General features: G+C 71.6%; 23 protein-coding genes and 1 pseudogene. 15 read left to right on the forward strand and 9 right to left on the reverse strand.

Annotation, left to right across the window (positions count from 1 at the left end):
• Positions 1-5: 5 nt before the first annotated feature.
• Complete coding sequence (locus F4558_RS28505; protein ID WP_167946758.1) at positions 6-698, reverse strand: hypothetical protein; 693 nt, start codon at positions 696-698, stop codon at positions 6-8.
• Between the two features lie 328 nt (positions 699-1,026).
• Here F4558_RS28505 and F4558_RS28510 point away from each other — a divergent pair, with 328 nt between their 5' ends.
• From F4558_RS28510 to F4558_RS28525, 4 genes are read left to right on the forward strand one after another with little or no spacing between them, the layout of a single operon-like run.
• Entirely contained in the window at positions 1,027-1,512 is a 486-nt protein-coding gene (locus F4558_RS28510; protein WP_007073334.1) for a CarD family transcriptional regulator, read from the forward strand.
• A 54-nt stretch (positions 1,513-1,566) separates the two neighbouring features.
• Entirely contained in the window at positions 1,567-2,262 is a 696-nt protein-coding gene (ispD, locus tag F4558_RS28515) for a 2-C-methyl-D-erythritol 4-phosphate cytidylyltransferase (protein WP_167946759.1), read from the forward strand.
• Positions 2,263-2,275: 13 nt separating this feature from the next.
• A complete protein-coding gene (gene ispF, locus F4558_RS28520) occupies positions 2,276-2,761 on the forward strand; it encodes a 2-C-methyl-D-erythritol 2,4-cyclodiphosphate synthase (protein WP_167947719.1) in 486 nt (161 codons plus the stop codon).
• 10 nt (positions 2,762-2,771) lie between these two features.
• Positions 2,772-3,800: a tetratricopeptide repeat protein gene (locus tag F4558_RS28525; protein WP_167946760.1), complete on the forward strand. Its 1,029-nt coding sequence runs from the start codon at positions 2,772-2,774 to the stop codon at positions 3,798-3,800.
• Here the strand turns inward: F4558_RS28525 and F4558_RS28530 are convergent, their stop codons facing one another.
• Positions 3,801-4,967 (reverse strand): homogentisate 1,2-dioxygenase, encoded by a 1,167-nt coding sequence (locus F4558_RS28530; protein ID WP_053655048.1) that lies wholly within the window; start codon positions 4,965-4,967, stop codon positions 3,801-3,803. It lies immediately after the preceding gene.
• Between the two features lie 95 nt (positions 4,968-5,062).
• Here F4558_RS28530 and F4558_RS28535 point away from each other — a divergent pair, with 95 nt between their 5' ends.
• The 5 genes from F4558_RS28535 to F4558_RS28555 all read left to right on the forward strand — a co-directional run bounded on the left by F4558_RS28535 (position 5,063) and on the right by F4558_RS28555 (position 9,847).
• Positions 5,063-5,932: a hypothetical protein gene (locus F4558_RS28535; protein WP_053654707.1), complete on the forward strand. Its 870-nt coding sequence runs from the start codon at positions 5,063-5,065 to the stop codon at positions 5,930-5,932.
• Positions 5,929-7,125: a fumarylacetoacetase gene (gene fahA / locus F4558_RS28540; RefSeq protein WP_167946761.1), complete on the forward strand. Its 1,197-nt coding sequence runs from the start codon at positions 5,929-5,931 to the stop codon at positions 7,123-7,125. Before F4558_RS28535 ends, fahA begins: the two co-directional genes overlap by 4 nt.
• A gap of 475 nt (positions 7,126-7,600) precedes the next feature.
• Positions 7,601-7,810, forward strand: a complete 210-nt coding sequence (locus tag F4558_RS28545) for a DUF397 domain-containing protein (RefSeq protein ID WP_053654704.1) — start codon at positions 7,601-7,603, stop codon at positions 7,808-7,810.
• Between the two features lie 140 nt (positions 7,811-7,950).
• Positions 7,951-8,433 carry an SRPBCC family protein gene (locus F4558_RS28550; RefSeq protein ID WP_053654702.1) on the forward strand — a complete coding sequence of 161 codons (483 nt, stop codon included), beginning with the start codon at positions 7,951-7,953 and terminating at the stop codon, positions 8,431-8,433.
• Positions 8,434-8,581: 148 nt separating this feature from the next.
• Positions 8,582-9,847, forward strand: coding sequence for an outer membrane protein assembly factor BamB family protein (locus F4558_RS28555; protein WP_167946763.1), 1,266 nt, complete (start codon positions 8,582-8,584; stop codon positions 9,845-9,847).
• A 58-nt stretch (positions 9,848-9,905) separates the two neighbouring features.
• Here the strand turns inward: F4558_RS28555 and F4558_RS28560 are convergent, their stop codons facing one another.
• The 6 genes from F4558_RS28560 to hppD all read right to left on the reverse strand — a co-directional run bounded on the left by F4558_RS28560 (position 9,906) and on the right by hppD (position 15,838).
• Entirely contained in the window at positions 9,906-10,703 is a 798-nt protein-coding gene (locus F4558_RS28560) for a hypothetical protein (RefSeq protein WP_053654698.1), read from the reverse strand.
• A gap of 256 nt (positions 10,704-10,959) precedes the next feature.
• Positions 10,960-11,514, reverse strand: coding sequence for a hypothetical protein (locus tag F4558_RS28565; protein ID WP_082377408.1), 555 nt, complete (start codon positions 11,512-11,514; stop codon positions 10,960-10,962).
• Between the two features lie 128 nt (positions 11,515-11,642).
• The gene (gene hisC / locus F4558_RS28570; protein ID WP_167946764.1) at positions 11,643-12,746 is read right to left on the reverse strand and encodes a histidinol-phosphate transaminase; all 1,104 of its coding nucleotides are present in this window, start codon (positions 12,744-12,746) and stop codon (positions 11,643-11,645) included.
• Entirely contained in the window at positions 12,743-13,852 is a 1,110-nt protein-coding gene (locus F4558_RS28575) for an RDD family protein (RefSeq protein ID WP_167946765.1), read from the reverse strand. Before F4558_RS28575 ends, hisC begins: the two co-directional genes overlap by 4 nt.
• Positions 13,853-13,928: 76 nt before the next feature.
• A complete protein-coding gene (locus tag F4558_RS28580; protein ID WP_053654455.1) occupies positions 13,929-14,621 on the reverse strand; it encodes an RDD family protein in 693 nt (230 codons plus the stop codon).
• 11 nt (positions 14,622-14,632) lie between these two features.
• Positions 14,633-15,838, reverse strand: coding sequence for a 4-hydroxyphenylpyruvate dioxygenase (gene hppD / locus F4558_RS28585; protein WP_167946767.1), 1,206 nt, complete (start codon positions 15,836-15,838; stop codon positions 14,633-14,635).
• A 140-nt stretch (positions 15,839-15,978) separates the two neighbouring features.
• Here hppD and F4558_RS28590 point away from each other — a divergent pair, with 140 nt between their 5' ends.
• From F4558_RS28590 to F4558_RS28610, 6 genes and pseudogenes are all read left to right on the forward strand, one after another.
• Positions 15,979-16,485, forward strand: a complete 507-nt coding sequence (locus F4558_RS28590) for an Lrp/AsnC family transcriptional regulator (protein ID WP_053654450.1) — start codon at positions 15,979-15,981, stop codon at positions 16,483-16,485.
• Between the two features lie 70 nt (positions 16,486-16,555).
• Positions 16,556-18,013, forward strand: a complete 1,458-nt coding sequence (locus tag F4558_RS28595; protein WP_082377430.1) for an outer membrane protein assembly factor BamB family protein — start codon at positions 16,556-16,558, stop codon at positions 18,011-18,013.
• Positions 18,014-18,164: 151 nt separating this feature from the next.
• A complete protein-coding gene (locus F4558_RS28600; RefSeq protein WP_167946769.1) occupies positions 18,165-19,832 on the forward strand; it encodes a fumarate hydratase in 1,668 nt (555 codons plus the stop codon).
• A gap of 521 nt (positions 19,833-20,353) precedes the next feature.
• A pseudogene (locus F4558_RS31830) lies at positions 20,354-20,875 on the forward strand (AfsR/SARP family transcriptional regulator); the annotation flags it as partial.
• A 120-nt stretch (positions 20,876-20,995) separates the two neighbouring features.
• Entirely contained in the window at positions 20,996-23,974 is a 2,979-nt protein-coding gene (locus F4558_RS28605) for an AfsR/SARP family transcriptional regulator (RefSeq protein WP_312877453.1), read from the forward strand.
• A gap of 44 nt (positions 23,975-24,018) precedes the next feature.
• Positions 24,019-25,428 carry a class II fumarate hydratase gene (locus tag F4558_RS28610; RefSeq protein WP_209273430.1) on the forward strand — a complete coding sequence of 470 codons (1,410 nt, stop codon included), beginning with the start codon at positions 24,019-24,021 and terminating at the stop codon, positions 25,426-25,428.
• On the opposite strand, the gene F4558_RS28615 is transcribed toward F4558_RS28610, so the two are convergent.
• Positions 25,373-25,720: a hypothetical protein gene (locus tag F4558_RS28615; protein WP_167946775.1), complete on the reverse strand. Its 348-nt coding sequence runs from the start codon at positions 25,718-25,720 to the stop codon at positions 25,373-25,375. The two genes, F4558_RS28610 and F4558_RS28615, sit on opposite strands and share 56 nt — an antisense overlap.
• Between the last annotated feature and the right edge of the window lie 10 nt (positions 25,721-25,730).

The following is a 25,730-nucleotide window of genomic DNA, read 5'->3' on the forward strand; positions in this document are numbered from 1 at the left end:
TCAGGTCACGGGGCGAGGGCGGCCAGCTCATCCCGGTACGTCTCGGCCGGCCCGAGGTCGGGCAGCACCTGGGTCACCACGCCCGTGCGGTCGACGAGTAACGCGGTGAGCGCGCCGGGGCGCACCGGCTGACCCAGGAACGAGCGCAGCCCGCCAGCGGGGTCGGCCAACGTCCGGACTGATCCGCCGGCCGGTGGTGTGGCAGTGACCGAACGCCCGGCCACGGTGATCACGGCGACCCCGTCGGGGGCGGCAGCCGCAGCCCGGGCCACCCGTTCGGGGCAGGGGCAGCCGTCCACCAGAATGATCATGGCAGGGAGCAGGCCGCGCAGCGCCACGGGTGCCTGGGCGGCGTCGACGAGATCAAGTGCGGGCAACGCCTGCCCGGTGACGGTCGCGGGTGGCACGTACGGGCTCGGGGCTGGTCGGTCGGCGGTGCCCCGGGTGGCGCGCGGCCAGGTCACGGCCAGGAGGCCGGCAAGCGTGGTGAGCACCGCCACGAACAGCACCAGTAGTGGGAGGGCGAAGGCTGGCTGCCCGGCGTGCTGGCCGGCGGCCCGGCGCAACTCGCGGCGGATCTGGGCTGCCTCGCCGGCGAGTGCCGACGCGTCGTCGGGTACCACGATGCGGCCCCACTCGGGTGGCAGGTCGGGCAGCCCGTCGGACGACCCGTGGCCCTCTGCATCCGGCTTGCCCATCGGACCCCCTGGAAGCGTCTCGAGAGCGGAGTGTGGCTCGTACTCAAGGGTCCCGCACCGGGGGCACCTCCCGCTACATCTGGGCGGAGTCCCGCCGGGCGGGATACCATGGGAGGAGCGCATAGCCCTTGATCTCAGCGTTCCGTTCACCCGTACCGGGAGGTTATCCCACGGTTACGGAGAGTGTTCGAACCATCAGCTTGACTGCCTGTCAAGCTGAAGAAAGACCTCTCACAGGGCCCCTGAGCTGCGCCAACGGTCAGGACATCGGTGAGACATCGTTGCCTGAGCGTGTTACCCTAGACACAGCGAAAGGGGTTTCGAACCTATGGTTTTCAGTGTCGGCGAGACCGTTGTCTACCCCCACCACGGGGCCGCACTCATCGAGGCAATCGAGACTCGGGTCATCAAGGGCGAGCCTAAGCAATATCTCGTCCTGAGGGTCGCGCAGGGTGACCTGACGGTCCGGGTGCCGGCCGAGAACGCCGAGATCGTGGGTGTCCGCGAGGTGGTTGGCGAAGAGGGCCTCGGTAAGGTCTTCGACGTTCTCCGGGCTCCGCACACCGAGGAGCCGACCAACTGGTCGCGGCGTTACAAGGCCAACCTGGAAAAGCTGGCCTCCGGAAACCCGCTGAAGGTCGCCGAGGTCGTGCGCGACCTGTGGCGCCGGGAGCGGGAGCGGGGCCTTTCCGCGGGCGAGAAGCGGATGCTCGCCAAGGCCCGCGACATTCTCGTCGGCGAGGTCGCGCTGGCGGAGAAGAGCACCAAGGACGAGGCGGAGACGCTGCTCGACAAGGTGCTCACCGAGGCCTAGTCAACAGCATCGTCGTACCCACTTCGTAGCGAAGAAACCACCGAGGACCGCGACGTGACCGCGCAGCTCAATCCGCGCGGTGACGTCGCGGTCCTCGTGCCTGCGGCAGGCGCTGGCGTACGGCTCGGCCCCGGCCGACCCAAGGCGCTGCGCCTGCTCGCTGGCGAGCCGCTGCTGGTGCACGCCGTGCGTCGGCTGGCTGCCGCCGCGTCGGTGCACACGATCGTGGTGGCCGCGCCGCCCGCCGAGGTGGCGGCCGTCCGTGGCCTGTTGGCCCCGGTGGCACCGGTGATCGTGGTGCCCGGCGGCGCCGAGCGGCAGGCGTCGGTGGCAGCCGCGCTGGCGGCGGTGCCCGACGGTCCGACGATCGTCCTTGTGCACGACGCCGCCCGCGCGTTGACCCCACCGGAGCTTGTCGAGTCCGTCGCGGCGGCCGTCCGCGGCGGTCGGGACGCTGTGATCCCCGTCCTGCCGGTCGTCGACACGATCAAGGAGGTCGGCGCCGGCGAGGTGGTGCTCGGCACCGTCGACAGGTCCGCCCTCCGTGCGGTGCAGACCCCGCAGGGCTTCCGCCGGGCCGTGCTGACCGCCGCGCACGCCGTGGGCGGCGACGCGCTCACCGACGATGCGGGGCTCGTCGAGAAGCAGGGCGTCGCTGTGAGCTGCGTGCCCGGTTCGGAGTACGCCCTGAAGATCACCCGCCCGTTCGACCTTGCGCTCGCGGAGCATCTGCTTGCCGCCGGCGGTTGACGCGTACCCTCGGATCATGATCGTTCCTCGGGTTGCCATCGGGACTGATGTACATGCGTTCGAGCCCGGCCGGCCCTGCTGGGTGGCGGGTCTGCTCTGGCCCGACCAGGACGGTCTCGCCGGGCACTCGGACGCGGACGTCGCCGCGCACGCCGCCTGCAACGCCCTGCTTTCCGCCGCCGGTCTCGGTGATCTCGGCTCCGCCTTCGGGGTGGGCGAGCCCGAATGGGCCGGCGCGTCCGGCGTTGCGCTGCTGACGGAGACCGCCCGCCGGGTGCGCGCCACCGGCCTGGAGATCGGCAACGTGTCCGTGCAGGTCATCGGCAACCGGCCCAAGATCGGTCGGCGTCGGGTGGAGGCCGAGCAGGTGCTCTCCGCCGCTGTCGGCGCCCCCGTCACCCTCTCGGCCGCGACCACCGACGGGCTCGGTTTCACCGGCCGTGAAGAAGGGCTGACCGGCATCGCGGTGGCCCTGGTGTACGACGCGCCAGCCGCCTAAGCTCGCCGCGATGTCCAGCGACCCCGCCTCCGACCGATCCGCCTCCGACGGTTACCTCGATCGGGCCCAGCTTCTCGCCGAACTCGGCCGCCACGACGAGGCCGCCACCGAGCTGACCTATGGGCTTGCCCTGAAGCCGGCCGATCCGGAGGCGCTCACAATGCTGGCCCGCGTGCACCTGGCCGCCGGTCGTCCTGCGGACGCGCTCACCGCCGCCGACGCTGCCGTGGCTGCCGCCCCGGAGGCGCTGCCACCGTTGGTGGTCCGGGCCATGGCGCTTGCCGACCTGGAGCGCTACGCCGAGTCGGCAGCGGCAGCCGACCGGCTGTTGGCGCTCGGCCCGGCCGACGCGTACGCCCAGCGCAGCGCGGCGGCGATCCTGGCCGACGCACGCAACGGCCAGCCGGCGCTGAACGCGGCCTGGCGGGGGGTCGAGTTGGCGCCCCAGGAGCCGCAGGCGCATCTGGTGCTCAGCCTGGTGGCTGCCCGGCTGGGGTTGTTCGACCTGGCCGAGCGCGCCTACGGGGAGGCGCTGCGGCTGGACCCGCGTCTCGCCGACGTCCGCCAGGACGTCGGAGTCCTCCGGTTGGAGCAGCGCCGCTGGGCGCAGGCGTTGGAGCAGGTCGCCGAGGCGATACCGGTCGGTCCCAGCCGGATGGATTCGGGCCGCACCGTCGCCCAGGGCCTGCACCGGCTGGTGCTCTACGGTGCCGGCTGGTCGCTCATCGCGGCGGTGGTGGTGGCGTTTGCGGCCGCCGCGAACGGCGGGTTCTCGCGCATCGTCGCGGTCCTCGCCGCGCTCACCGGCGGCGTCGTGGTCTGGCAGCTCGCGGCGCGACTGCCGGGTCTGACCCGGACCATCCTGCCCACCCTGCTGCATTCGGACCGGACGCTCGCCCTGGCGGTCTACGCGGTGGCCGCCGCGCCGGTGCTGCTGCTGGTGTACGCGATGGTCGGCTCGCCGTGGCCGCTGGTGCTGGCCATCGCCGTCACCACGATCGCCGAGTTCGCAGTGTTCACCCGCACCGCGATCCGGTGACTAGCCGCGACGCGCCCAGGTCCAGGCGTAGCCGTCGTCCTCGCAGTTGCGGGCCGCATCGCAGAGGTCCAGCGGGCGGAACGTGTCGACCATGACGGCCAACTCGTCGAAGTAGTCCGCGCCGATGGACCGCTCGGCCGCACCCGGCTGGGGGCCGTGGGTGAACCCGGACGGGTGCAGCGAGATCGAGCCCTGCTCGATGCCGGAGCCGCGCCGCGCCTCGTAGTTGCCACCGGTGTAGAAGAGCATCTCGTCGGAGTCGACGTTGTGGTGGTTGTAGGGCACCGGGATCGAGTCGGGGTGGTAGTCGACCTTGCGGGGCACGAACGAGCAGATGACGAAGTTGGGGCCCTGGAAGGTCTGGTGCACGGGTGGCGGCTGATGGATGCGCCCGGTGATCGGCTCGAAGTCGTGGATGGAGAACGCCCACGGGTAGAGGTGCCCGTCCCAGCCGACCACGTCGAAGGGGTGGTTGGCGTAGACGTAGCGGGTCCAACCGCGCCGGTGGCGGACAAGCACCTCGACCTCCTCGCCGTCGACGAGCAAGGGCGTGTCCGGGCCGCGGACGTCACGCTCGCAGTACGGCGAGTGCTCCAGGAACTGCCCGCGAACGGAGAGGTAGCGCTTGGGCGGGCCGATGTGACCGGACGCCTCGACGGCGAGCAGTCGAACGGGCTGCTCGCCGGTGGGCACCAGCCGGTGGATGGTCGACGTGGGGATGACGACGTAGTCGCCGGCCACCGCCTCCAGCACCCCGAACGGGGACTCGACCCGCAGCGTGCCCGCCTCGACGTAGAGGCAGTGGTCGCCTGTGGCATCGCGGAACAGCGGCGACGGGCGGTCGGCGAGGACGTACCCGATGCGGACGTCGTCGTTGGCGAGCAGGTACTGCCGGCCGAGGACCGGGTCGGTGCTGCCGGCGTCGAGCTTGTGGGTGCGCAGGTGGCGGGGCTTGAGTGGCAGGTTGGGCGCCCGGGTGAATGCGGGCGGGGTGAACTCGTCGGCGGCCAGGATCGCTGTGGGCGCGTACCGGTGGTAGAGCAGGGACGAGTCGGAGGAGAAGCCCTCCTGACCCATCAGCTCCTCGGCGTAGAGGCTGCCGTCGGGCTGGCGGAACTGGGTGTGGCGCTTACGCGGCACTTCGCCGACGCTGCGGTAGTACGGCATCTTCGCCTCCCGATATGCCCCGTCCATCGGCCGAAGGCGTCCGATAATCGGACGCTGTTGTCCGTTCCTTGTAGCGTCCCGTACATTCTTGTTCCGTGTCAACGCAGGTGCCCGCACTCCTCGACGGCCTGGTGGACGACGCTGCCGTCTTCCCACCGGGCAGCGCCGAGCTTCACGACGCGCTGACCGCCCACCGCCGGCACCGCGCCGCCTGGTACGCGGACATGGTCGGCCCACTGCTCGTCCCCGCCTCGACAGTCGCGGCCGGTGAGCTGAGCGGTCTCGTCGACCCGGGCGAGGGGCTGGTGATCGGCCTGATCGGTGACACCGGGATCGGGGCCCTGCCGTTCGCGCTCTCGTTCCTGGCACCGGACGGTGTCACGGCCCGTCAGGTCGAGGTGGCGGTCGCCAAGCGCGGTGAGGATCCGCTGCCCGGCGTCGCCGAGTTGCTGCGGCTGACCGACGATCTGCCGGGCGTGGAGGCCGTCTACGCCGAACTGCCGCTGACCTTCGGACTGATGGGCGCGCTCGACGCACTGGCCGCCGCCCGCGCCGACGGGGTGCCCATCGCCGCCAAGTTCCGCACCGGCGGCCTGGCAGCCGAGCTCTTCCCCACCCCCGCCGAGCTGGCCGCCGTGATCTGCGCCTGCCGGGACCGGGAGCTACCGTTCAAGCTCACCGCGGGGCTGCACCAGGCCGTCCGGCACCTCGACCCGCAGACCGGCTTCACCCACCACGGCTACGCCAACGTGCTGGCCGCGACGCTGGCGGCCGCCGCCGGGGAGAGCGTCGGTACGGTCGCCGAGCTGCTGACAGTGCTCGACCCGCGCCCGCTGCTGGAGCGTGCCACCGTGGGGCTGGACGCGCCGCGTCCGCTCTGGGTCGGCTTCGGCTCGTGCAGCATCCTTGAACCACTTACCGATCTGATCCGGCTGGGGCTGGTGAACGGGGGCTACGACGCATGACCTGGGTGACAGGCGTTGACGGTTCGCCGTACGGGGTGACGAACCTGCCGTACGGGGTGTTCCGAACCGACGGGGGGCAGGCGCGCATCGGCGTACGGATCGGGTCGTGGGTGTTCGACCTGGCCGCAGCGGAAGCCGCCGAGCTGGTGCTGGCCGCCGGAGCGCTAGGTCGACCCACACTCAACGACTTCATGGCGCTCGGTCGTCCCCAGTGGACATCGGTGCGGCAGCGGATCACCGAGCTGCTGACCGACCCGGAGCACCGCGCCGCCGTGGAGCCGCTGCTGGTGCCCCTGGACGACGTGGAGATGCTGCTCCCGTTCGAGGTCGCCGACTACGTCGACTTCTACTCCTCCGAGCACCACGCCTCGAACGTCGGGCAGATCTTCCGTCCCGGCCAGCCACCGCTGCTGCCCAACTGGAAGCACCTGCCGATCGGCTACCACGGGCGCGCCGGCACCGTCGTCGTCTCCGGCACGCCGGTGACCCGTCCGACAGGTCAGCGCGCGTCCGCCGAGGGCCCGATCACCGGCCCGTCGGTACGCCTCGACATCGAGGCCGAGGTCGGCTTCGTGGTCGGCGTACCCAGCGACCTGGGCGCGCGGGTCTCCGTCGACGACTTCGCCGACCACGTGTTCGGTGTGGTGCTTGTCAACGACTGGTCGGCCCGGGACATCCAGGCGTGGGAGTACCAGCCTCTCGGCCCGTTCCTCGGCAAGTCGTTCGCCACCTCCGTCTCGGCCTGGGTGACGCCGCTGGACGCGCTGTCCGAAGCTTTCGTGCCGGCCCCCGACCAGGACCCGCCGGTGGCCGCCTACCTGCGCGACGTACCGCACCTGGGCCTGGACCTTCGCCTGGCCGTCGAGTGGAATGGGGAACGGGTAAGCGAGCCGCCGTTCGCAGGCATGTACTGGACGCCGGCACAGCAGTTGGCGCACCTCACCGTCAACGGCGCGTCAGTGCGCACCGGCGACCTGTACGCCTCGGGCACCGTCTCCGGCCCCGACCGTACGCAGGTCGGCTCGTTCCTGGAGCTGACCTGGGGTGGGGCGGAACCGGCGAAGGTCGGCGCCGAGAGCCGCACCTTCCTCGCCGACGGCGACACGGTGACCATCACGGCCACGGCACCCGGCCCGGACGGCACCACGATCGCTCTCGGCGAGGTCACCGGAACGATCCACCCGGCCCGCTGAGCGGCCCCGGCAGCCGCGCCTTCGCGCCCTCGGCCCCGCCGTTCCGCCGCCTCGGCTCCGCGCCCTCGGCCCCGCCGCCCTGCCGCCTCGGCCCGTTGCCCTGATGGCTGGCGCGCTGCTGTCTGGCGCGCTGGGCGTGTGGCTCGGGCCTGTCCGCCAAGCTCCCCCATCAACCTGCCTCGGCTCCTTTGCTCTGCTGCACTCCACGCAACGCTTGCGGCCCCTTTCTGTCGCGTCCGTTGAAGCAGAGCAAAGGTGGGTGAGTAGGGCCTTCTTCCCGCCCTGGCGGTGGTCCGATCCCCCGCCCATCGGGCCGTCTCACCGATGCGACTCGTGATCGCACCGGATGTGCGATCACCAAGCGTCGTTACCCCGTTGGTTGACGCGGATCATGTCGCCCCGCCGACCGGTACGCATCGGGTCTCCGCCCTTTCGCCGGCGGTGGGGCAACCCATCGCACACGGAGGTAACGACGATGCACGATCTTGCGGGAGCGATCTGGCGTACCAGCAGCCGCTCAAATGACCAGGGACTCTGCGTGGAGGTGGCGGACAACCTGGTCGACGCCCTCGGCGTAGTCGGGGTTCGCGACTCCAAGGACCAGTCCGGTCCCACACTGGCCGTCAGCCCGCCGGGGTGGACAGCGTTCATCGGCGGCATCCGAGACGGTCGCTTCGACCGCTGACCGGCGCGCCGGCACCGGTCGACGACCGGTACCCGGTGAATGCCGAAACGGACAGCGCGGCCTCCGGGCGGTGGAAATTCCGTCCCGGGGGCCTCGTCCGGCCCTCACCGCGCGTACCGTCGACGACACGGGAGGGTGGCATGTCGACGGTGACGGTTTCCGGGCTCATCGAGGCGCACGCTGTCGATGTCTGGCGCCTGCTGACCGACCTGCCCGGCCGGGCGGCGCGGCCGACGGTTGCCGGGCCGGTCGAGCTGCTCACCCCGGGTCCGTTCGGGCCGGGCACCGCCTGGCGTGAGGAGCGCGCCCAGCCGGGCGGCGGCACGCTCATCGAGGAGTTCCTGGTGGTGGAGGCGCTCGCCCCGCAGCGACTGGTGCTCTGCTCCTCCGGCGCCGGTGCCGACTACCGCATCACCTGGACTCTGCGGCCGGTCCGCCGTCGCCGCCGGACTCGTACCGCGGTCACCATCACCCAGGAGGCGGTGCCGACCGACCCGTACGGCCGGGTGGTGGCGCTGCTGCTCGGCGGGCTCGCCGCTCGGGCGGTGGAGGTGGCCCTCCGGCGTGACCTCGCCGACCTGGCCGTGGCGGCACGTGCGACAGGCTCGGCCGAAGCCGCCTGACCGCTGACCGGCAGCCGGCGGTCGGTCTCCGGCAGCCGAAGGCCGGCCTGGCAGCCGAGAGCCGGCACCGCCCGTGATCGGCGTGACCGTGCGACCTGACCGGGGTTTGGCAGGTTCCGCTGGGTAGGGTGCCGGGCGGAGGTGCGGCATGGGGTTCCCGAGAGGTCGGCGACGGTTCGCGTTGGCGGTGGTGGCGTTGCTCGCCACGGCGGCCACCGCGGTCATCGTCCACCGGGTGCTCGCGCCGGCCGAGGTGAGCACTGTGGCGAGGGGTGAATATCCGGCCGCGACCCAACCGGCCGTCGGCGTGATCGGTCGGCTGCCGGTCGCCCCGCTGATCGTGGACGAAAGACTGCGGGTGTACGCCGCACACCGCCAGGTCTATGCCGATCGGCCGGTCGACGGGCGGCACCGCACCAGCCCCTACTGGTCGTACCGGCGGTGGCCCGCGGAACTCACCGGGGTGGTGGCCAGCGGCGGCACGGTGGTCAGCCGCTGGTCGGACGGCCAACTGGTCGCGCTGGACGCACCCACCGGGCGGGTGCTGTGGCGGGCCGACGGTCCGGTGCCCGCCAAGAGCACGGCGGTGGTGCGGCGGACCGGAGCCGCCACCGTCTGGGAGCCGCGCGGGCTCTACCTCACCGACCTCGCAGACGGCCGTACGGTGCTGGTGGCCACCGGCGACACCCAGGCCGGCGCCGTGGAGGTGAACGGCGGACGGGAACTGTGGCGGGTCGACCTGCCCGGCAGTTGCCGTCGTGACATCGGCACCACCGCGTCCGGGCAGTTGATCGGTCTGGACGGCTGCGCCGGCCCGGCCACAGTCGAGTTCCGGGACGCGGCGACGGGCGCGGTGGGTACGCGCTGGCGCCCGCCGGGCGGCTCGGACGAGTTGGTGGCGACTCCGCTCGGTTGCCGTACCGGCCGTTCGGACTGTTCGGGGCTGCGCACTGCCGGGCCCGGGGACGCGGGAGGTCGGGGCTGGCTGCTGGGCGCTGGCGAGCCGCTTGCGGCTCCCGCGCTGGACCCGGCTGGTGCCACGCTTGTCGGCGAGCAGGCCGTCACAATTGTCGACGACGGCGTGGCGGTGGGTCGCTCGGCGCGCGACGGCATCGAGTTGTGGCGGTCGCCGGCGCTCGGACCGGCGCGGGTGCTCGCGGCGCAGCCCGGCCTGGTGCACCTGCTGACCGAGGCGAACGACCTGGTGACACTGGATCCGGTGACCGGCAGGCAGCTGTCCCGTTTTTCGATGAACGTCGGCTCCGATGGCACGGGCTGGGCGCCCGGTGCGGTGTTCGCCGAGGACGGCTACGTCGCCGTGGAGCGGCTCCGGAAGCCGGTCGATCCGGAGGGCGACGACCAGCGCTACTACCTGACGGCCGAGGCTGTGATCCTGGCAGCCACTCGCCCTTGATAACCGAACCTTCCCGCGCTCTGTCCGAGAAAGACGCATCGACCTGCTCGCGGCGCTTTCACCGCCCGGCCGCGACGCGTTCCCGGCGCTGCCCGGCAGGGTGCCGGCGGAGGCGGAACGCCAGCACGAGACCGGCGCTCAGCAGTACGACCACGATGCCCGCACCGATGCTCCAGGCCGACACCACCCGGGACACGACGCTGGCGCGTGTGCCGACCTGACCGGGGTCGGGGAACTGGACCTGCACTGTGACGCTGCGCTTCACCAGGCCGCTCTCCAGGTTCACCTCGGCCTTCCACGGGCCGTTCGGCAGCTCGACCGGCAACCGGGCGATGACCTGCCCGGAGTGCCCCGGCGCCAGCGTGACGCCCTGCTGGATCGGGAACGGTCCGGCCTGGCTGCCGGCCGGCCCGTCGGTCAGGGTGACCGTGCCGGTGAGGTCGACGGCGCGACCGCCGGTGTTGGTGACCTGGGCGGTGATCGACGGTTCGCCCTCCGGGCCACGGGCCGGGTGTATGTCGCCGATCGTGAAGTCGGAGGCCGGTTCGCCGCCGGGGCCGATGTCCAGATACATCCGGACGCCGACCCGGTGGACCTGCTTGATCTCGCCGGTGGCACTGGACGCGGAGGCGGTGGCTCTGGGCGCGGAGGCGGTGGCCGCCCAGAGCACGCCGTACCGCTCGCCGGGTGAGGCGTCCGGCGGCACAGTGATTGTCGCTCGGACCCGAGCTTGACCCCAGGGCTCCAGCGTGAACGCGGCGCGGTCGAGGGTGATCCAGGAGGTCAGCTCGTTGGCTTCGCGGTCTCCGCCGAACTGGAAGGCCGAATCGTTCAGGGTCGCCGCGGCCGGGTACACGTCGATGTGGCGGGTTCCGGCTGTTCGGTTGACGATCAGCAGTTGCCGTTTGATTGTCGTTCCCGGCGGTAGGTGGTCGACGATGTAGCGCAGCGCCCGGGGGTCGGTGCGACGGTCGGTCGGGGCCTCCAGTAACCGGATCCCGATGCTGCCCTCGTCCGACGCCGGCTCGGCCGCGCCGGCCCGGGTCCACTGACCCGGACCGGCGAGGCAGAACAGGGCGAGCGCGACCGCGATGGTCGACCGCCCCCGGCGACTACGCCACCGAATGTGTCACCGTGCCGGTGTAGACGCCCGCGATGCTGTCCAGCGGGACGTTGACCACGAGGGTGGGGTTCCAGGTGGCGCTGTTGCCGCCGGTCCCGCCGGAGTGGGTGAACGCGGTGAGCTGGGTGCCGCTGGACAGCGCTGCTGCGTCGCCGGCGGTGGCCTGCCCAGGTGTGAAGGTGCCGTTGCCGCTCGTCGCCGTCGCGGCGCCAGACCAGTAGTCGATCTCCTCGGGGAGGACCGTCTCGGCTGGGGAGCCGCCGCCGGCCTGGAAGACCGTGGCCGTCACCGAGGCGGTCCAGGAGGCGTCGTCGGAGGCCCGGGAGTCGGTGACCGTCACGTCGCCGAGCTGGCTGGTGATGGTGCCACCGGGGGCGCCGGAGCCCAGATCGGCGGTGGTGGGCGCAACGACGTCGAGCGTGCCGGCGAGTACCTCGAAGGTGGTCGTCGTGGTGTCGTCGGGCGCGGCGGCGGCCGGCGCGGCGAGGAAGCCCACCATCGCGGCGGCGGCCGCTGCGGCGAGACAGGTCTTGGCTGTACGCACTGTTCGTTACCCCGTTTCTCGAAGTGAGCCGGCCTGCGTCCTCGGCACGACCGGCTTACTTCGGAAGTTAGGGCAGAAACTACGCAGACCCTCGCAAACAACGCTTATGTCGCATATCGGTCAGTTGGTCAGGCCAGTGCCGTCTCCGCGACCGCGAGGAAGGCATCGTTCTCGGCCGGCGTGCCGATGGTGACCCGGACCCCGTCGCCGGGGAACGGTCGGACGATCACGCCGCGCGCCTCGCACGACTTGCCGAACGCCACGGCCCGGTCGCCCAGCGGCAGCCAGACGAAGTTGGCCTGGCTGGCCGGCACGTCCGGCACGAACTTGCGCAGCGCCTCGGTGACCCGGTCCCGTTCGGCGATGACCAGCGCGCAGCGGCGCTCCATCTCGCTGACCTGGGTCAGCGCGGCGAGCGCCCCGGCCTGGGCGGCAGTGCTTGTGGAGAAGGGGGTCGCCACCTTGCGGATCGCCGATGCCACCGCCGGCTGGGCGACCAGCCAGCCGATCCGCAGCCCGGCCAGGCCCCACGCCTTCGACAGCGTGCGCAGCACCGCGACATTCGGCCGGTCCAGGTAGTCGAGGCCGTCCGGCACCTCGGGGTCGGTGACGAACTCCCGGTACGCCTCGTCGATGACCACCAGCACGTCGTCTGGCATCGCGTCGAGGAACCGGCCCAGCTCGGCCCGGCGTACCGCAGTGCCCGTGGGGTTGTTCGGGTTGCAGACCAGGACCATCCGGGTCCGGTCGGTCACCGCCGCCGCCATGGCCGCCAGGTCGTGCCCGTGCCCGGCGTCGTTGGGCACCCGCACGCTTGTCGCGCCGCTGGTCGCCGCGATGATCGGGTACGCCTCGAACGACCGCCACGAGTAGAGCACCTCGTCGCCGGGCAGGCAGGTGGCCCGGACGAGGTGCTCGGCGAGCGCCACCGACCCGCAGCCGGTGGCGATCCGGTCGGCGTCCACCCCGTACCGCTCGGCGAGCGCGTCGCGCAGTGCCACGACGCCCATGTCCGGGTAGCGGTGCGAAGCGGTGATCGCCTCGGTGACCGCCTCGACGACGCCGGGCAGCGGCCCGTATGGCACCTCGTTGCTGGCCAGCTTGATCGCCTCCGGCAGGCCCAGTTCGCGAGCCAGGTCGGCGGGGCTGCGCCCGGGAACGTAGTTGGGCAGCGCGTCCAGGTCGGCGCGGGTCAGGCGCAGCGCCGGCTCGTGGCGTCCGGGATCGGTCATGGGGTGTCTCCCGAGGGCTGGGGGTCGTCGTCAGGGGTGGCGGAGTCGGTGGGGTCGGGGACTTGAACGACCACCGTCTGCGCGCGCTTGTCGTGCAGCGCCTGGCGGAGCGGATGGTCGAAGAGCGGGGAGAGCGCGCCGACCAGTTGCAGCACCAGGCCGAGGCCGGCGCAGTACCAGAGCAGGGTGGGCAGGCCCATCGTGCTCCACCGGCTGAACGCCCGACCGAGGCCCAGCGGTTGGTCGGCGGCGAGCGGCACCGCGCGGATCCGCATGACGCGCTTGCCGAAGGTCTGCCCGTTGGCGGCCATCGATGGCACCTCGTACGCCAGCCAGAGCGCCGCGGCGATCATGACGATCACCAACTGGAGGAGCCCGGTCTGCTCGCTGATCGGCGGCATCCCCTCGGTGGAGGTGTTGCCTTCCAGGCCGCGCCGGAACGCCTCCCGCCAGTACGGCAGCATCTCGCTGAGCCACCGCCAGACGAACCAGCCGTTGACCACCGCGTTCAAGGCGAAGACGATGCCGAAGTCGATCAGCCGGGCGGTGAACCGGCGGCCGTAGCCGGCCAGCGGCAGCCCGTGCGGACGCGGCTCGGGTGGCCGGCCGTTCCAGCCGGGCGGCGCACCGGTCGGCGCCCAACCGGGAGGGCCGGCCTGCGGCGTCCAACCGGGCGGCGGGCCTGCCGGCGTCCAGCCCGGGGGGCCAGCCTGCGGAGGTGTCCAGCCGGGAGGGCCGGCCTGGGGTGTCCACCCCGACGGGCCGGCCTGCGGCGTCCAGCCGGGCGGGCCGGACGGTGGCGTCCAGCTTGAGCCCTGGCCGGCCTGCGGGTCGTGCCCCGGCTGCGGTGTCGCGCCCGGCTGCGGTGTCGCGCCGGGCTGTGATGTCGTGCCGGACTGCGGCGGCCAGCCCTGCGCGCCGGTCACCTCGTTGGTCGCGGCGGGCGCGCCCTGGGTGGCCGGCACGGGAGGCGGCTCGACCGGGGGCGGCCCGTCCGGCGGGGTGGCGTCGACGGGGATGGGCGCGCCGAGCCAACCCTCGCCGTCCCAGTACCGCCTGGTTTCGGGGTCGGCGGGGTCGACGTACCAGCCGGGCTGCACGCTCACGCCGCCGCTCCGCTTCGTCGCGCGCCGGAGGTAGGCGCCACGCTACTGAGCCTGATGGGTCGCTCGCTGTGCTTACTCACGAGGCAACCTTAACGACGACGGTTCCGGCGAACTTGTCGTGGAGGCACTGCTGCCAGGGCTTGTCCCAGAGCTGCCAGAACCCGTCGGCGTAGCTCACGCCCGGGATCATCGTGGCCGCCAGGTACTGCACGAGCCACCGCCGGCCGGCCATCCGCCGGTCGAGCGTGCCGTTCGGATCGAGCGGCACCACACGCAGCTTCATGATCTTCTTGCCGAGCGTCTCGCCGCCGCGCTTGAGGTACTCCACGTGGTAGAGCCAGTAGATCCCGAGCATCAGGACGAGCAGCACCAGCTGCAGCAGCAGGATCGGAACGAGGAAGTCGGTGAGGAATGTGAAAGGAGTGGGCTCCACGAAGGTGCCGTCCGGGTTTACCCGGGTCATCTCGGCGAATATCCACCACCAGAGAGCCAGGAAGGCCGGCATGAACAGCACCATCGCCACGACACTCACCAGCGCCGTGTCGATGATCCAGGCGATCAGCCGGTCGCCGAAGCTGGCCAGCGGCTGCCCGGCCGGGCTGAGCGCCGGAGGGGCGACCGGCCACTGCGGCTGCGGGTACCCGGGCGGGGCGTACTGCGGCGGCACGGCGTACCTGTGGGGGATCTGTCCAGGCGGCGGCGCGAAGCCGCCGGCGGCGGGCGGGGGCCCACCGGCCGGCGGCGTCGGGTACGTCGGAGGCTGCGTCACGCTCGCAAGTGTTACAGGTTGCCGCGCGCTTCCTGCTCCCGCTCGATTGCCTGGAAGAGCGCCTTGAAGTTGCCCTTGCCGAAGCCGAGCGAGCCGTGCCGCTCGATCAGCTCGAAGAAGACAGTCGGGCGGTCCTGCACCGGCTTGGTGAAGATCTGCAGCAGATAGCCGTCCTCGTCGCGGTCGACCAGGATCTTGCGGGCCTTCAGCTCCTCGATCGGCACCCGGACGTTGCCGATGCGGGCCCGCAGCTCCGGGTCCTCGTAGTACGAGTCCGGGGTGTCCAGGAACTCCACACCTGCGGCCCGCATCGCGTCGACGCTGGCCAGGATGTCGTTGGTGGCGACGGCGATGTGCTGGGCGCCGGGGCCCTGGTAGAACTCCAGGTACTCGTCGATCTGCGACTTCTTGCGGGCGATGGCCGGCTCGTTGAGCGGGAACTTCACCTTGCGGGTGCCGTTGGCCACGACCTTGCTCATCAGCGCCGAGTAGTCGGTGGCGATGTCGTCGCCGATGAACTCCGCCATGTTGGAGAAGCCCATGACCCGCTTGTAGAACTCCACCCACTCGTCCATCCGGCCCAGCTCCACGTTGCCGACCACATGGTCGACGGCCTGGAAGAAGCGCTTCGGCTGGATGCCAGCGGCGATCATCGGCTGGCGGTCCACGATCGGGCCGCGGGCCACGAAGCCGGGCAGGAACGGGCCGGTGTAGCGGGACCGGTCGACGAGCGTGTGCCGGGTGTCGCCGTACGCGCCGATGGAGGCCATCCGGACGGTGCCGTGCTCGTCGCTCACCTCGTGCGGCTCGACGAGGCCGGTGGCCCCCTGCGCGACGGCGTGCGCGTACGCGGCGTCGACGTCCGGCACCTCCAGCGCGATGTCGCTGACCCCGTCGCTGTGCCGGGCCACGTGCTCGGCGCCGTCGGCGTCGGGACGCACCGCGCCGGTAAGCACGAACCGGGCCGAGCCGCTGGTAAGCACGTACTGGGCGTGGTCCCGGTAGCCCTGCTCGGGGCCGCGGTACGCCACGCAGGTCATGCCGAACGCCGTGGAGTAGTAGTGCGCGGCCTGCTTGGCGTTGCCGACCAGGAAGTGCACGTGGTCCAAACCACGCACCGGGAACGGGTCGTGGCTGATGTCGTGGTCGACAGCGCCGACGAGCTGGTCGATGTCGACGTCCTCGGTTGACTGGGGTCGGTCGATCGCCTGGGTCATGGTGGCCTCCCTCGCGTACCGGCCGGCCTCGTGGGCCGCCGTGGTCTCTGTCTTGTGGCGAGGATCGCGGTGTGGGCCATGGCTGGGCAACCGTTGCGATAAATGCTGGTCAGGTTGCGCATTCGGTATGGTGTCGACCCATGAATGGTGAGCAGAATGTACAGCTCGACGTGCTCGACGTTCGGTTGATCGAATTGCTCACCGAGGAGCCGCGGATCGGCGTGCTGGAGTGCTCCCGCCGACTCGGCGTCGCCCGGGGCACCGTGCAGGCACGGCTCGACAAGCTCGTCGACCGGGCCGTCATCGGCGGCTTCGGTCCCGAGATCTCACCGGCGGCGATCGGGTTCGGGGTGACCAGTTTCGTCACCCTGGAGATCAGCCAGCGGCACGGCCACGACCCGGTCACCGCGCACCTCGCGGCGATCCCCGAGGTGTTGGAGGCGCACACCATCACCGGCTCCAGCGACCTGCTGTGCCGGATCGTGGCCCGCTCCAACACGGACCTCCAGCGGGTCATCGACCAGATCGTGTCCTCCGCCGGGATAACCCGCGCCTCGACGATCATCGCGCTGGCCGAGCAGATTCCCTACCGCACGCTTCCGCTGGTACGCAGCGCCGTCCGCACCGAGGGACGATCCACCGCGTAACACCTCCGGGCCCAGAAAGCGCGGCGACACGGCGGCGCGGGCGTACGGAAGATCCGTGATCGTGGCTACGGTGTGCGGTGTGGCGAAGGGGAGCGTGCGCGGTGGGCTGCTTGTCGGCCTCGCCGTGGTCGTCGCCCTCGCCGCCACCGGCGTGTGGAACCCGTTTCCGGCCATCTGGGACTGGGTGGACCGCAGCGAGCCCATCTCCGAGCCAGACGTCGTCTGGCAGCAGCGGGTCGGTGGCACCCCGCGCAGCGTGACAATCGCCGGCGACGCCGTCGTGGTCGAGCAGCGTACCCGGGTCGAGGCCCGCAGCCTCGCCACCGGCACCCAGCTCTGGGAGCGCAAGGCGGACTGGTCGGCGGTCGCCGGCGGTGACCGGGACCCTGTCGTCGCCGTGGGCAAGCTCCTGGTCAAGGGGTACGAGCTGCTCGACCCGACCACCGGCGCGACCCGGCGGCGCGACGACGACGCGGTGGCCGTGTGGACGTACCGCAACCTGCTGCTTGACGCCCGCTGCACGGATGCCACCGACTGCACCCTGAGCGCCTGGGACCCGCGCGGCACCAAGCCACTGTGGACGGCTTTCCTGCCCGGGGTGCACAGCGGTCTGCTCGCCGACAACCCGGGCCTGCGGGGCACCCGCCGGCTGACCGCCACCCGCATCGACGACGGGGTGGCCGGTCCCGAGCCGGTGCCACCGCTGCTCGGCTTCCCTGTCGACGGCCGCGTGCACGTCGTGGACACCGCCACCGGACGGGTGCTCCAGAACGTCGAGCCGGGTCGGGAGGAGCGGCTCTCCGTGGTGGGCGGCCGGATGCTGCGGATCGCCGCCCGATCCCAGGACGGCACCTGCTACTACGCCATCTCCGCCCGCGACCCGGCGACCGGGCAGGAGGCGTGGCAACGGGCTGGGGTCAACCTGCGGACCGCCGACTCCGCCGGCTGCGTGCAGCGCGAGGACCCGCAGGGGGCCCGGAACGTACTGATCGGGGTCGGCGCGGACGGCCGCGAGGCGGTCATCGACGGGTACGACGGGCGGCTGCTCTGGGTCGGCGACTCTGCCACGAAGCTGGTCGCTGTCGACGACCGCTACGCGGTGTTCCGCAGTGCCGACAAGCGCTCGGTGGTGTCCCGTGAGCTGGGCACCGACCGGGTGCTGTGGACCCGCTCGGCCAGCGCCAAGGCCGGCGCGGCGCTCACCCCGTACGCGGCGGTGCTCGGCGACGAGAAGCCGTCCCGCCTGGTCGCGGTGGACCCCCGCAGCGGTCGGGAGTTGGCAGTCCTGCGTACCTCCGCGAACGCCCTCGCGGTCGGCCCGCAAGGCATGGTCATCGGTGAGGGTCGGGAGATCGGGTACGTCCGCTTCGGCGCCACCGGCGGCGCCCCCGATCCACGCCCCGGCGACGGCGGCGTCCCCGGCCCGGGTGGCACCGGCCCAGGTGGCACCGGTCCCGGGGGGCCGGGCGACGACAGCACCTGCGGTCCGAAGAGGGAACTCTGCCCCGAAGGCAGCAAGGACGGCTGAGCCAGGCCCGCCGACCGGGCGTTAAGGCGTGGTGAAGGGCGGTATGACCGGACGTCGTCGGAGCCCGGCCGGCGCGGCGGATGAGAGCACCGTCCCAGCAGCAGCCCGGCGGGTGGGAATGATCGACCGGTCTGCCCTAGGCTTGCCGCTCATGAGCAGTGCCGCCGGATTCTCGTACGCCCCCCTCCTGCCGACCGGCCCCGACCAGACGGACTACCGCCTGATCACCGACGAGGGCGTGGACGTCGTGCACGGCCCGGGAGGCCGCCGGTTCCTCACCGTGGAGCCGGCCGCGCTCACCGCGCTGACCGCCGAGGCGATGCACGACATCGCACACTTCCTACGCCCGGCGCACCTGGCGCAGCTCCGCGCCATCATCGACGATCCGGCCGCGTCGCCGAACGACCGGTTCGTCGCGCTGGACCTGCTGCGCAACGCCAACATCGCCGCCGGTGGCGTCCTGCCGATGTGCCAGGACACCGGCACCGCCATCGTGATGGGCAAGCGCGGCCGGCACGTGCTTACCGACGGGACCGACGCCGAGGCCATCTCCAGGGGCGTCTACCAGGCGTACACCCGACTGAATCTGCGCTATTCGCAGTTGGCCCCGCTGACCATGTGGGACGAGCGCAACACCGGCAGCAACCTGCCCGCGCAGGTCGAGCTGTACGCCGAGGACCCGGACGGACACGCCGACGCGTACAAGTTCCTGTTCATGGCCAAGGGGGGTGGCTCGGCCAACAAGTCGTACCTCTACCAGGAGACGAAGGCGCTGCTCAACCCCACGCGGATGATGCAGTTCCTGGAGGAGAAGCTGCGGCTCATCGGCACGGCGGCGTGCCCGCCGTACCACCTGGCCGTCGTCATCGGCGGCACCTCCGCCGAGTACGCGCTGAAGACCGCCAAGTACGCCAGCGCCAAGTACCTCGACGCGCTGCCCACCTCCGGGTCGATGAGCGCGCACGGCTTCCGCGACCTGGAGCTGGAGGCGGAGGTGCTGGAGTTGACACGCAACTTCGGCATCGGCGCGCAGTTCGGCGGCCGGTACTTCTGCCACGACGTACGGGTGGTCCGGCTGCCCCGACACGGTGCTTCCTGCCCGGTGGCGATCGCCGTCTCCTGCTCGGCGGACCGCCAGGCTGTCGCCAAGATCACTCCGTCGGGTGTCTGGCTGGAGCGCCTGGAGACCGACCCGGCGCGTTTCCTGCCCGACGTCACCGAGGAGACGCTCGACTCCGAGACGGTCGTCCGGGTCGACCTGAACCGGCCGATGGACGAGATCCGCGCCGAGCTGTCCAAGTACCCGGTGAAGACCCGGCTGTCCCTGTCGGGCCCGCTGGTGGTGGCCCGCGACATCGCGCACGCCAAGATCGCCGAGCGGCTGGACGCGGGCGAGCCGATGCCGCAGTACCTGCGCGACCACGCGGTCTACTACGCGGGCCCGGCGAAGACCCCCGAGGGGTACGCGTCCGGCTCGTTCGGCCCGACCACCGCCGGCCGGATGGACGCCTACGTGGAGAAGTTCCAGGCCGCAGGCGGTTCACAGGTGATGCTGGCCAAGGGCAACCGGTCGGGTCAGGTGACCCGCTCCTGCCAGGAGCACGGTGGCTTCTATCTCGGCTCGATCGGTGGGCCGGCGGCCCGCCTCGCTCAGGACTGCATCCGGCACGTCGAGGTGCTCGAATACGCCGAGCTCGGCATGGAGGCGGTCTGGAAGATCGAGGTGGAGGACTTCCCCGCCTTCATCGTGGTCGACGACAAGGGCAACGACTTCTTCGCCGAGGTCACCAAGCCGGTGCTCACCGTCGGCCGCCGCTGACGACGCGTACGCGCAAAGGGGGTGCCGGGCAACGGCCCGGCGCCCCCTTCGTCGTCGGCGCCCCACCGACATCGGTGCGCGCAGCCCGCTCGGGTCGGACCCGCGCACCGCCCCCGTCGGTCCCCGTCAACATCGACCCGACGATCGTCCGACAGCCCGCCCTCGATTCGCTCTCACGTCACTATCGCAGCCGTGGACGGGTCGGTTCGGCGAGGTCATCGACGCGCCGCCCCGCTCGGGTGTTGCCAGAACGCGACGGACTTTCCGTTGTCGCACCTCGAATGACCTGGTACTGACTTGATCGACCGGCTTCATGGCGATGGGAACGACCTGTGGACGTGCAATTTCTGGTCCTGGGACCGGTGCGGGCCTTTGTGGACGGACAGGAAGTGGACCTGCCGCGGCGACAGGTCCGACTGCTGCTCGGTCTCCTGCTCCTCGAACCGTGCCAGCCGATTCCGGTGGACCGGCTGGCCCAACTCCTCACGGCGGACCGGCAGGTTTCGAACCCGAGGGGCACCGTGCAGACCGCCGCCGCCCGGCTACGCGGCTGCCTGGCAGCGGCCGGGTCGGCAGCCCAGCTGGTCCGGGAGGGGCAGAGCTACGCACTGCTGACCCAGCCCGAGCAGATCGACGCCCAGCGTTTTCGGACTCTGGCGGACCGCGCCCGCCACGAGCAGCAACCGGCCGAGCGTGCCAGGCACGGGCGGGAAGCCCTGGCACTGTGGCGGGACGACCCGCTGGCGGACGTCGCCTCGGACGAACTGCGACGCCGGGTCGGCAGGCCGTTGATCGAGATCCATCGGCAGCTTCTCGAACTGTGCGTCGCGGCCGACCTGCAGATGGGCCGCCACGAACAGGTGGTGGTCGAACTGACAAAGGTGACCGAGTCTCAGCCGCTCAACGAGCAGCTGATCAAGTTGCTCATGCTGGCGCTGTACCGGTCCGGGCGTCGACAGGACGCCCTGGCCGCATTCCGTCAGCACCGGACGTCGATCACCCGGGATCTGGGCCTTGATCCCGCCCCCGAGCTGCGCGACCTCGAGGTGGCGATAATCCGCGAAGACCCCGATCTGGATCTCCCGGCGGGCCCGCCCGGCGAACCTCGCACCATCTCGCCCCCCACGCAGATCATCGACCAGGCGCCGGACGCGGGAGGGCAGATCCGGTTCGGCATCCTGGGACCGCTGCACGTCGGTGGCGGCGCGACCACCGTCACCGCCGGTCGCGACCGGATCGTGCTCGCCATGTTGCTGCTGCGCCCCGGTCGGCTGGTGCCGGGCGAGGAGTTGGTCGACGCGGTCTGGGAGGAGTACCCGCCGGCCACCGCCCGAGCCCAGTTGCAGACCTGCGTGTCGCGGCTGCGGGGGCGCTTCGCGGAGCTGGGGCTGGCGCCAGAAATCATCGCCACCGACCCAGACGGCTACCGCATCCGCCTTGCCCCGGACGACCTGGACGCCGAGGTCTTCGCCCGAGGCGTCGAGTCCGCCCGCGCCGCCGCCGCAGCCGGCCGGTTGAGCGAAGCGGCCGAGCGGTTCCGCGCGGCCCTGGCGCTCTGGCGAGGGCCGGCGCTCGCCGGAATCCCGTGCCGCAGCGTCCGCCGCCGCGCGCAGACGCTCGACGAGCAGCGCCTGACCGCGCTGGAGGAGCGCGTCGACGTCGAGCTGCGCCTCGGGCGGGCCCTGGAGCTGATCGACGAACTCACCGAGAGCACCGATCAGCACCCGCTGCGGGAACGACTGCGTGGCCAACTGATGCTCGCCCTGTCCTCGGTGGGGCGGCAGGCCGAGGCGCTGGCGGTCTACCGGGAGGGGCGGCGGTTCTGCGCCGAGGAGCTGGGCATCGAGCCGGGCGCCGAGTTGCAGGCGCTGCACCAGCGCGTACTCGCCGGTGACCTGGCCCTGGCCGGGCAGTCCCCTCGGCTGGTCGGCCCCCTCCGCTCGTTGCCCCGGGCGATCGGCGACTTCACCGGCCGGCAGGAGACGGTGGCCCGCCTCGTGAAGGAGGTGCGGGAAGGCGCCCGGATCCAGCTCATCGACGGGATGGCCGGCAGCGGTAAGACCACCCTCGCGGTGCACCTCGCCACCGCCCTCGCGGATGACTATCCCGACGCCCAGCTCTACATCGACCTGCACGGGCACAGCGAACGCACCCCGTTGACGCCGCCTGCGGCGGTGGCCACGCTCCTACGGCAGCTCGGTGTGCCCGCGGATCGGGTGCCGGGGAACCCGGAGGACCGGTTGGCGCTCTGGCGTACCGAGTTGGCTGACCGGCGTGCGCTCGTGGTGTTGGACAACGCCGCCACCGCCGATCAGGTGACACCGCTGCTGCCCAACAGCTCGCAGTGCCTGACGCTGATCACCAGCCGCCGTCGACTCGTCGGGGTGGACGAGGGGCGGCCGTCGTCGCTTCCGGTGCTCGACCCCGACGAGGCGGTCGAACTGCTCGGGCGGGTGGTCGGCGTGGAGCGGGTCGCGGCAGAGCCGGAGGCCGCCATCGAGGTGGTCCGCCGCTGCGGTCACCTGCCCTTGGCCATCCGGCTGGCCGGTGCCCGGCTGGCCCACCGCCCTCGTTGGCGGATCGCCGACCTGGCCGAGCGACTGACCTCGCGGCCGGATCCGTTGGCCGAGTTCGAGGCGGGCGATCGGTCCGTCGGCCGCGCCTTCGCCCTGTCGTACGCGCAGGTGTCGTCCGCCGCGCAGCGCGCGTTCCGGCTGCTGGGCGTGCACCCGGGCGTGCGGTTCGACAGCGTGGTCGCCGCCGCTCTTCTGGAGCTGTCGGTATCCGATGCGCAGGGCCTGCTGGACGAACTCGTCGACGCGAATCTGGTTGATGAGGGGGGGCCCGGCCGGTACCGACTGCACGACCTGATGCGGGAGTACGCGCGGACGTTGGTCGCCGCGCCGGAACGCGCGGTCGAGCGGCGGGACGGCATCGAACGTCTGCTCGACCATCACCTGCAGGTCGGCGCGGTGATCGCCCGGAAGAGGGAAGTCTCCAGCAGATGGAACCTGACGCTGCTGCCCGAGCCGACCCGTGCCGACCTGGTCGGTTTGGCCGCCGAGCAGGGCCGAGCCTGGTTCGACGAGAACGTGGCCGATCTGACCGCCCTGGTCCGGCTGGCGTACGCCGAGGGTTTCCGCAGCCACTGTTGGCAGCTTGCCCGGGCCTGCTGGCACGCTCAGTACGATGGCGGCCACCTGGAGGAGTTGATCGAGACGCACACCCTCGGCCTGAGCGCCGCCGAGGAACTGGGCGACGACGCGGGCACGAGAATGATGCTGAACTACCTCGCGTCGGGCTACTTCCGGATGGGCCGCCTGTCGGAGTCGATCCGCCTCATGGAGCAGGCGGTCGGCGTGTACCGCAGACTCGGGCTGCGTCGCGAGGTGTGCAACGCCCTGGGCAATCTGGGCGCCGTGTACGGCCTGAACGGTGACTACCGCCGTAGCCGTGAGTGCTATGACGAATCCTTGGCGCTGGCGCGACGCCTACAGGCGTTGGGGGAGCTCACGAGCGGGCTCAACAACCTGTCGATCACCCTGCTGTTTCACGGCCAGTTGGACGAGGCGCTGGTCATCTGCCGGCGGCACCTGTTCCTGACCCGGGAGACCGGCGACGTGCGCCAGTTCGGCAGGGCCCTGGGGCACCTGGGCATGATCCGGCACCGGATGGGGGACGTGGAGCCGGCGCGTCGGTTACTGCGGCATGCGCTGCGCCTCAGGCGGCAGGAGGGCGCCCGGGTCGGCGAGGGTGAGGTGCTCAACGAGATCGCGATGATGGAACGGGAGGCCGGCCGTCCGGAGCGCGCCGCCGACCTGCACCGCAAGGCCCTGGTCGCGATGACCGAGGCGGGGGACCGGATCGAGCAGTGCACCTCGCGCAACCTGCTGGCCAGGGCGATCCTGGCACAGGGCGACGCGACAAGCGCGCTCGACCTGTATCGGCGGGTGCTCGCGGACGCCACCGGGCTGGGCGCCCGCTACGAGCAGGCCCAGGCGTTGGCGGGCATCGCCCGCTGTGTGCGCGGCACCGACCCGGCGGCGGCCCGCACCCATCTGCTCCGGGCGCTGGCCCTGCTTCAGCAAGTCGAGTCGCCGGACCGGCACGAGGTGGAGCGGCTCTTGGCCGAGCTGGGCTGAGGGCCGCGCCACTTTCCCTGCACACCGGCGGGTGGCGCGGCAGGATGGTATGCGTGACGACTCCAGAGGCGACCGGCTACCGAATCGAACGCGACTCGATGGGCGAGGTGGAGGTGCCCGCCGAGGCGCTGTGGCGGGCGCAGACCCAGCGCGCCGTGCAGAACTTCCCGATCTCCGGCCGGGGCATCGAGCCGGCGCAGATCAAGGCGCTCGCCCAGATCAAGGGCGCGGCTGCCGAGGCCAACGGCGAGCTTGGTGTGATCGACGCGAATGTGGCCTCCGCGATCTCCGCCGCCGCCGCGCACGTGGCCGACGGCGGCTACGACGACCAGTTCCCGATCGACGTGTTCCAGACGGGCTCCGGAACGTCGTCCAACATGAACGCCAACGAGGTGATCGCCACCCTGGCGAGCCGGGAGCTGGGCTCGCCGGTGCACCCGAACGACCACGTCAACGCCTCGCAGTCCAGCAACGACGTGTTCCCGTCCTCGATCCACCTGGCCGCCACCCAGTTCATCGTGGAAGACCTGCTGCCGTCGCTGACCCACCTCGCCGAGACGCTTGAGGGCAAGGCGGCCGAGTTCGAGACGGTGGTCAAGGCGGGCCGTACCCACCTGATGGACGCCACGCCTGTCACGCTCGGGCAGGAGTTCGGCGGGTACGCGGCACAGGTCCGCTACGGCGTGCAGCGGCTGGAATCGGCGCTGCCGCGGCTTGCCGAGCTGCCGTTGGGTGGCACCGCAGTGGGCACCGGGATCAACACCCCGCTGGGCTTCGCCGCCGCCGTGATCGACAGGCTGCGCGAGTCGACAGGGCTGCCGCTGAGCGAGGCCCGCAACCACTTCGAGGCGCAGGGCGCCCGGGACGCGCTTGTGGAGACGTCGGGGCAGTTGCGCACTGTCGCCGTGGGTCTCTACAAGATCGCCAACGACATCCGCTGGATGGGTTCCGGTCCTCGGGCGGGCCTGCGGGAGCTGCGCATCCCCGACCTCCAGCCCGGCTCGTCGATCATGCCGGGCAAGGTCAACCCGGTGGTCGCCGAGGCCATGCGGCAGGTCTGCGCCCAGGTCATCGGCAACGACGCGACTGTCGGCTTCGCCGGCTCGCAGGGCGACTTCGAGCTGAACGTGATGCTCCCCGTGATGGGCCGCAACCTGCTGGAGTCGATCCGGCTGCTGGCAGCCGCGAGCCGGCTGTTCGCCGACCGCCTGGTGGCCGGCCTGGTCGCGGACGCCGAGGTCTGCCTGGCGTACGCCGAAGGGTCGCCGTCGATCGTCACCCCGCTCAACCGCTACCTGGGGTACGACGAGGCAGCTTCGATTGCCAAGGAGGCGCTGGCCAAGCAGACCTCAATCCGCGAGGTGGTGATCTCCCGAGGCCACGTCGACTCCGGCAAGCTCAGTGAGACCCAGCTCGACGAGGCCCTCGACCTGCTCCGGATGACCCACCCCTGACCTGCGGGTCGTCACGTGGTGCCGCCCAGGCGAGAAAGCGGGCGTAGAGCGCGGCGGGGTCCGGGCCGTCATGCGGGTTGAGCCGGTACAGGTCGGCGGCCGCGTCGTGCAGGACCGCGCACAGGTAGATGCTCAACGCGATCCGGTCGTGCGCGTACTCCTGGCGCAGGGTGAGCCGCGCGACCGGGCACGGCCAGGGTGCGGCGCAGACCCGGCAGAGCCAGAGCGGGCGCAGCGGCAGGTGCTGTCGACGCGGGGTAGCCGAGCGGTCGTCCGGTGCGCTCCGGGTCATGGTGCGGCCT

The sequence above is a fragment of the Micromonospora profundi genome (assembly GCF_011927785.1).
GTDB classification, from domain to species: Bacteria; Actinomycetota; Actinomycetes; order Mycobacteriales; family Micromonosporaceae; genus Micromonospora; species Micromonospora profundi.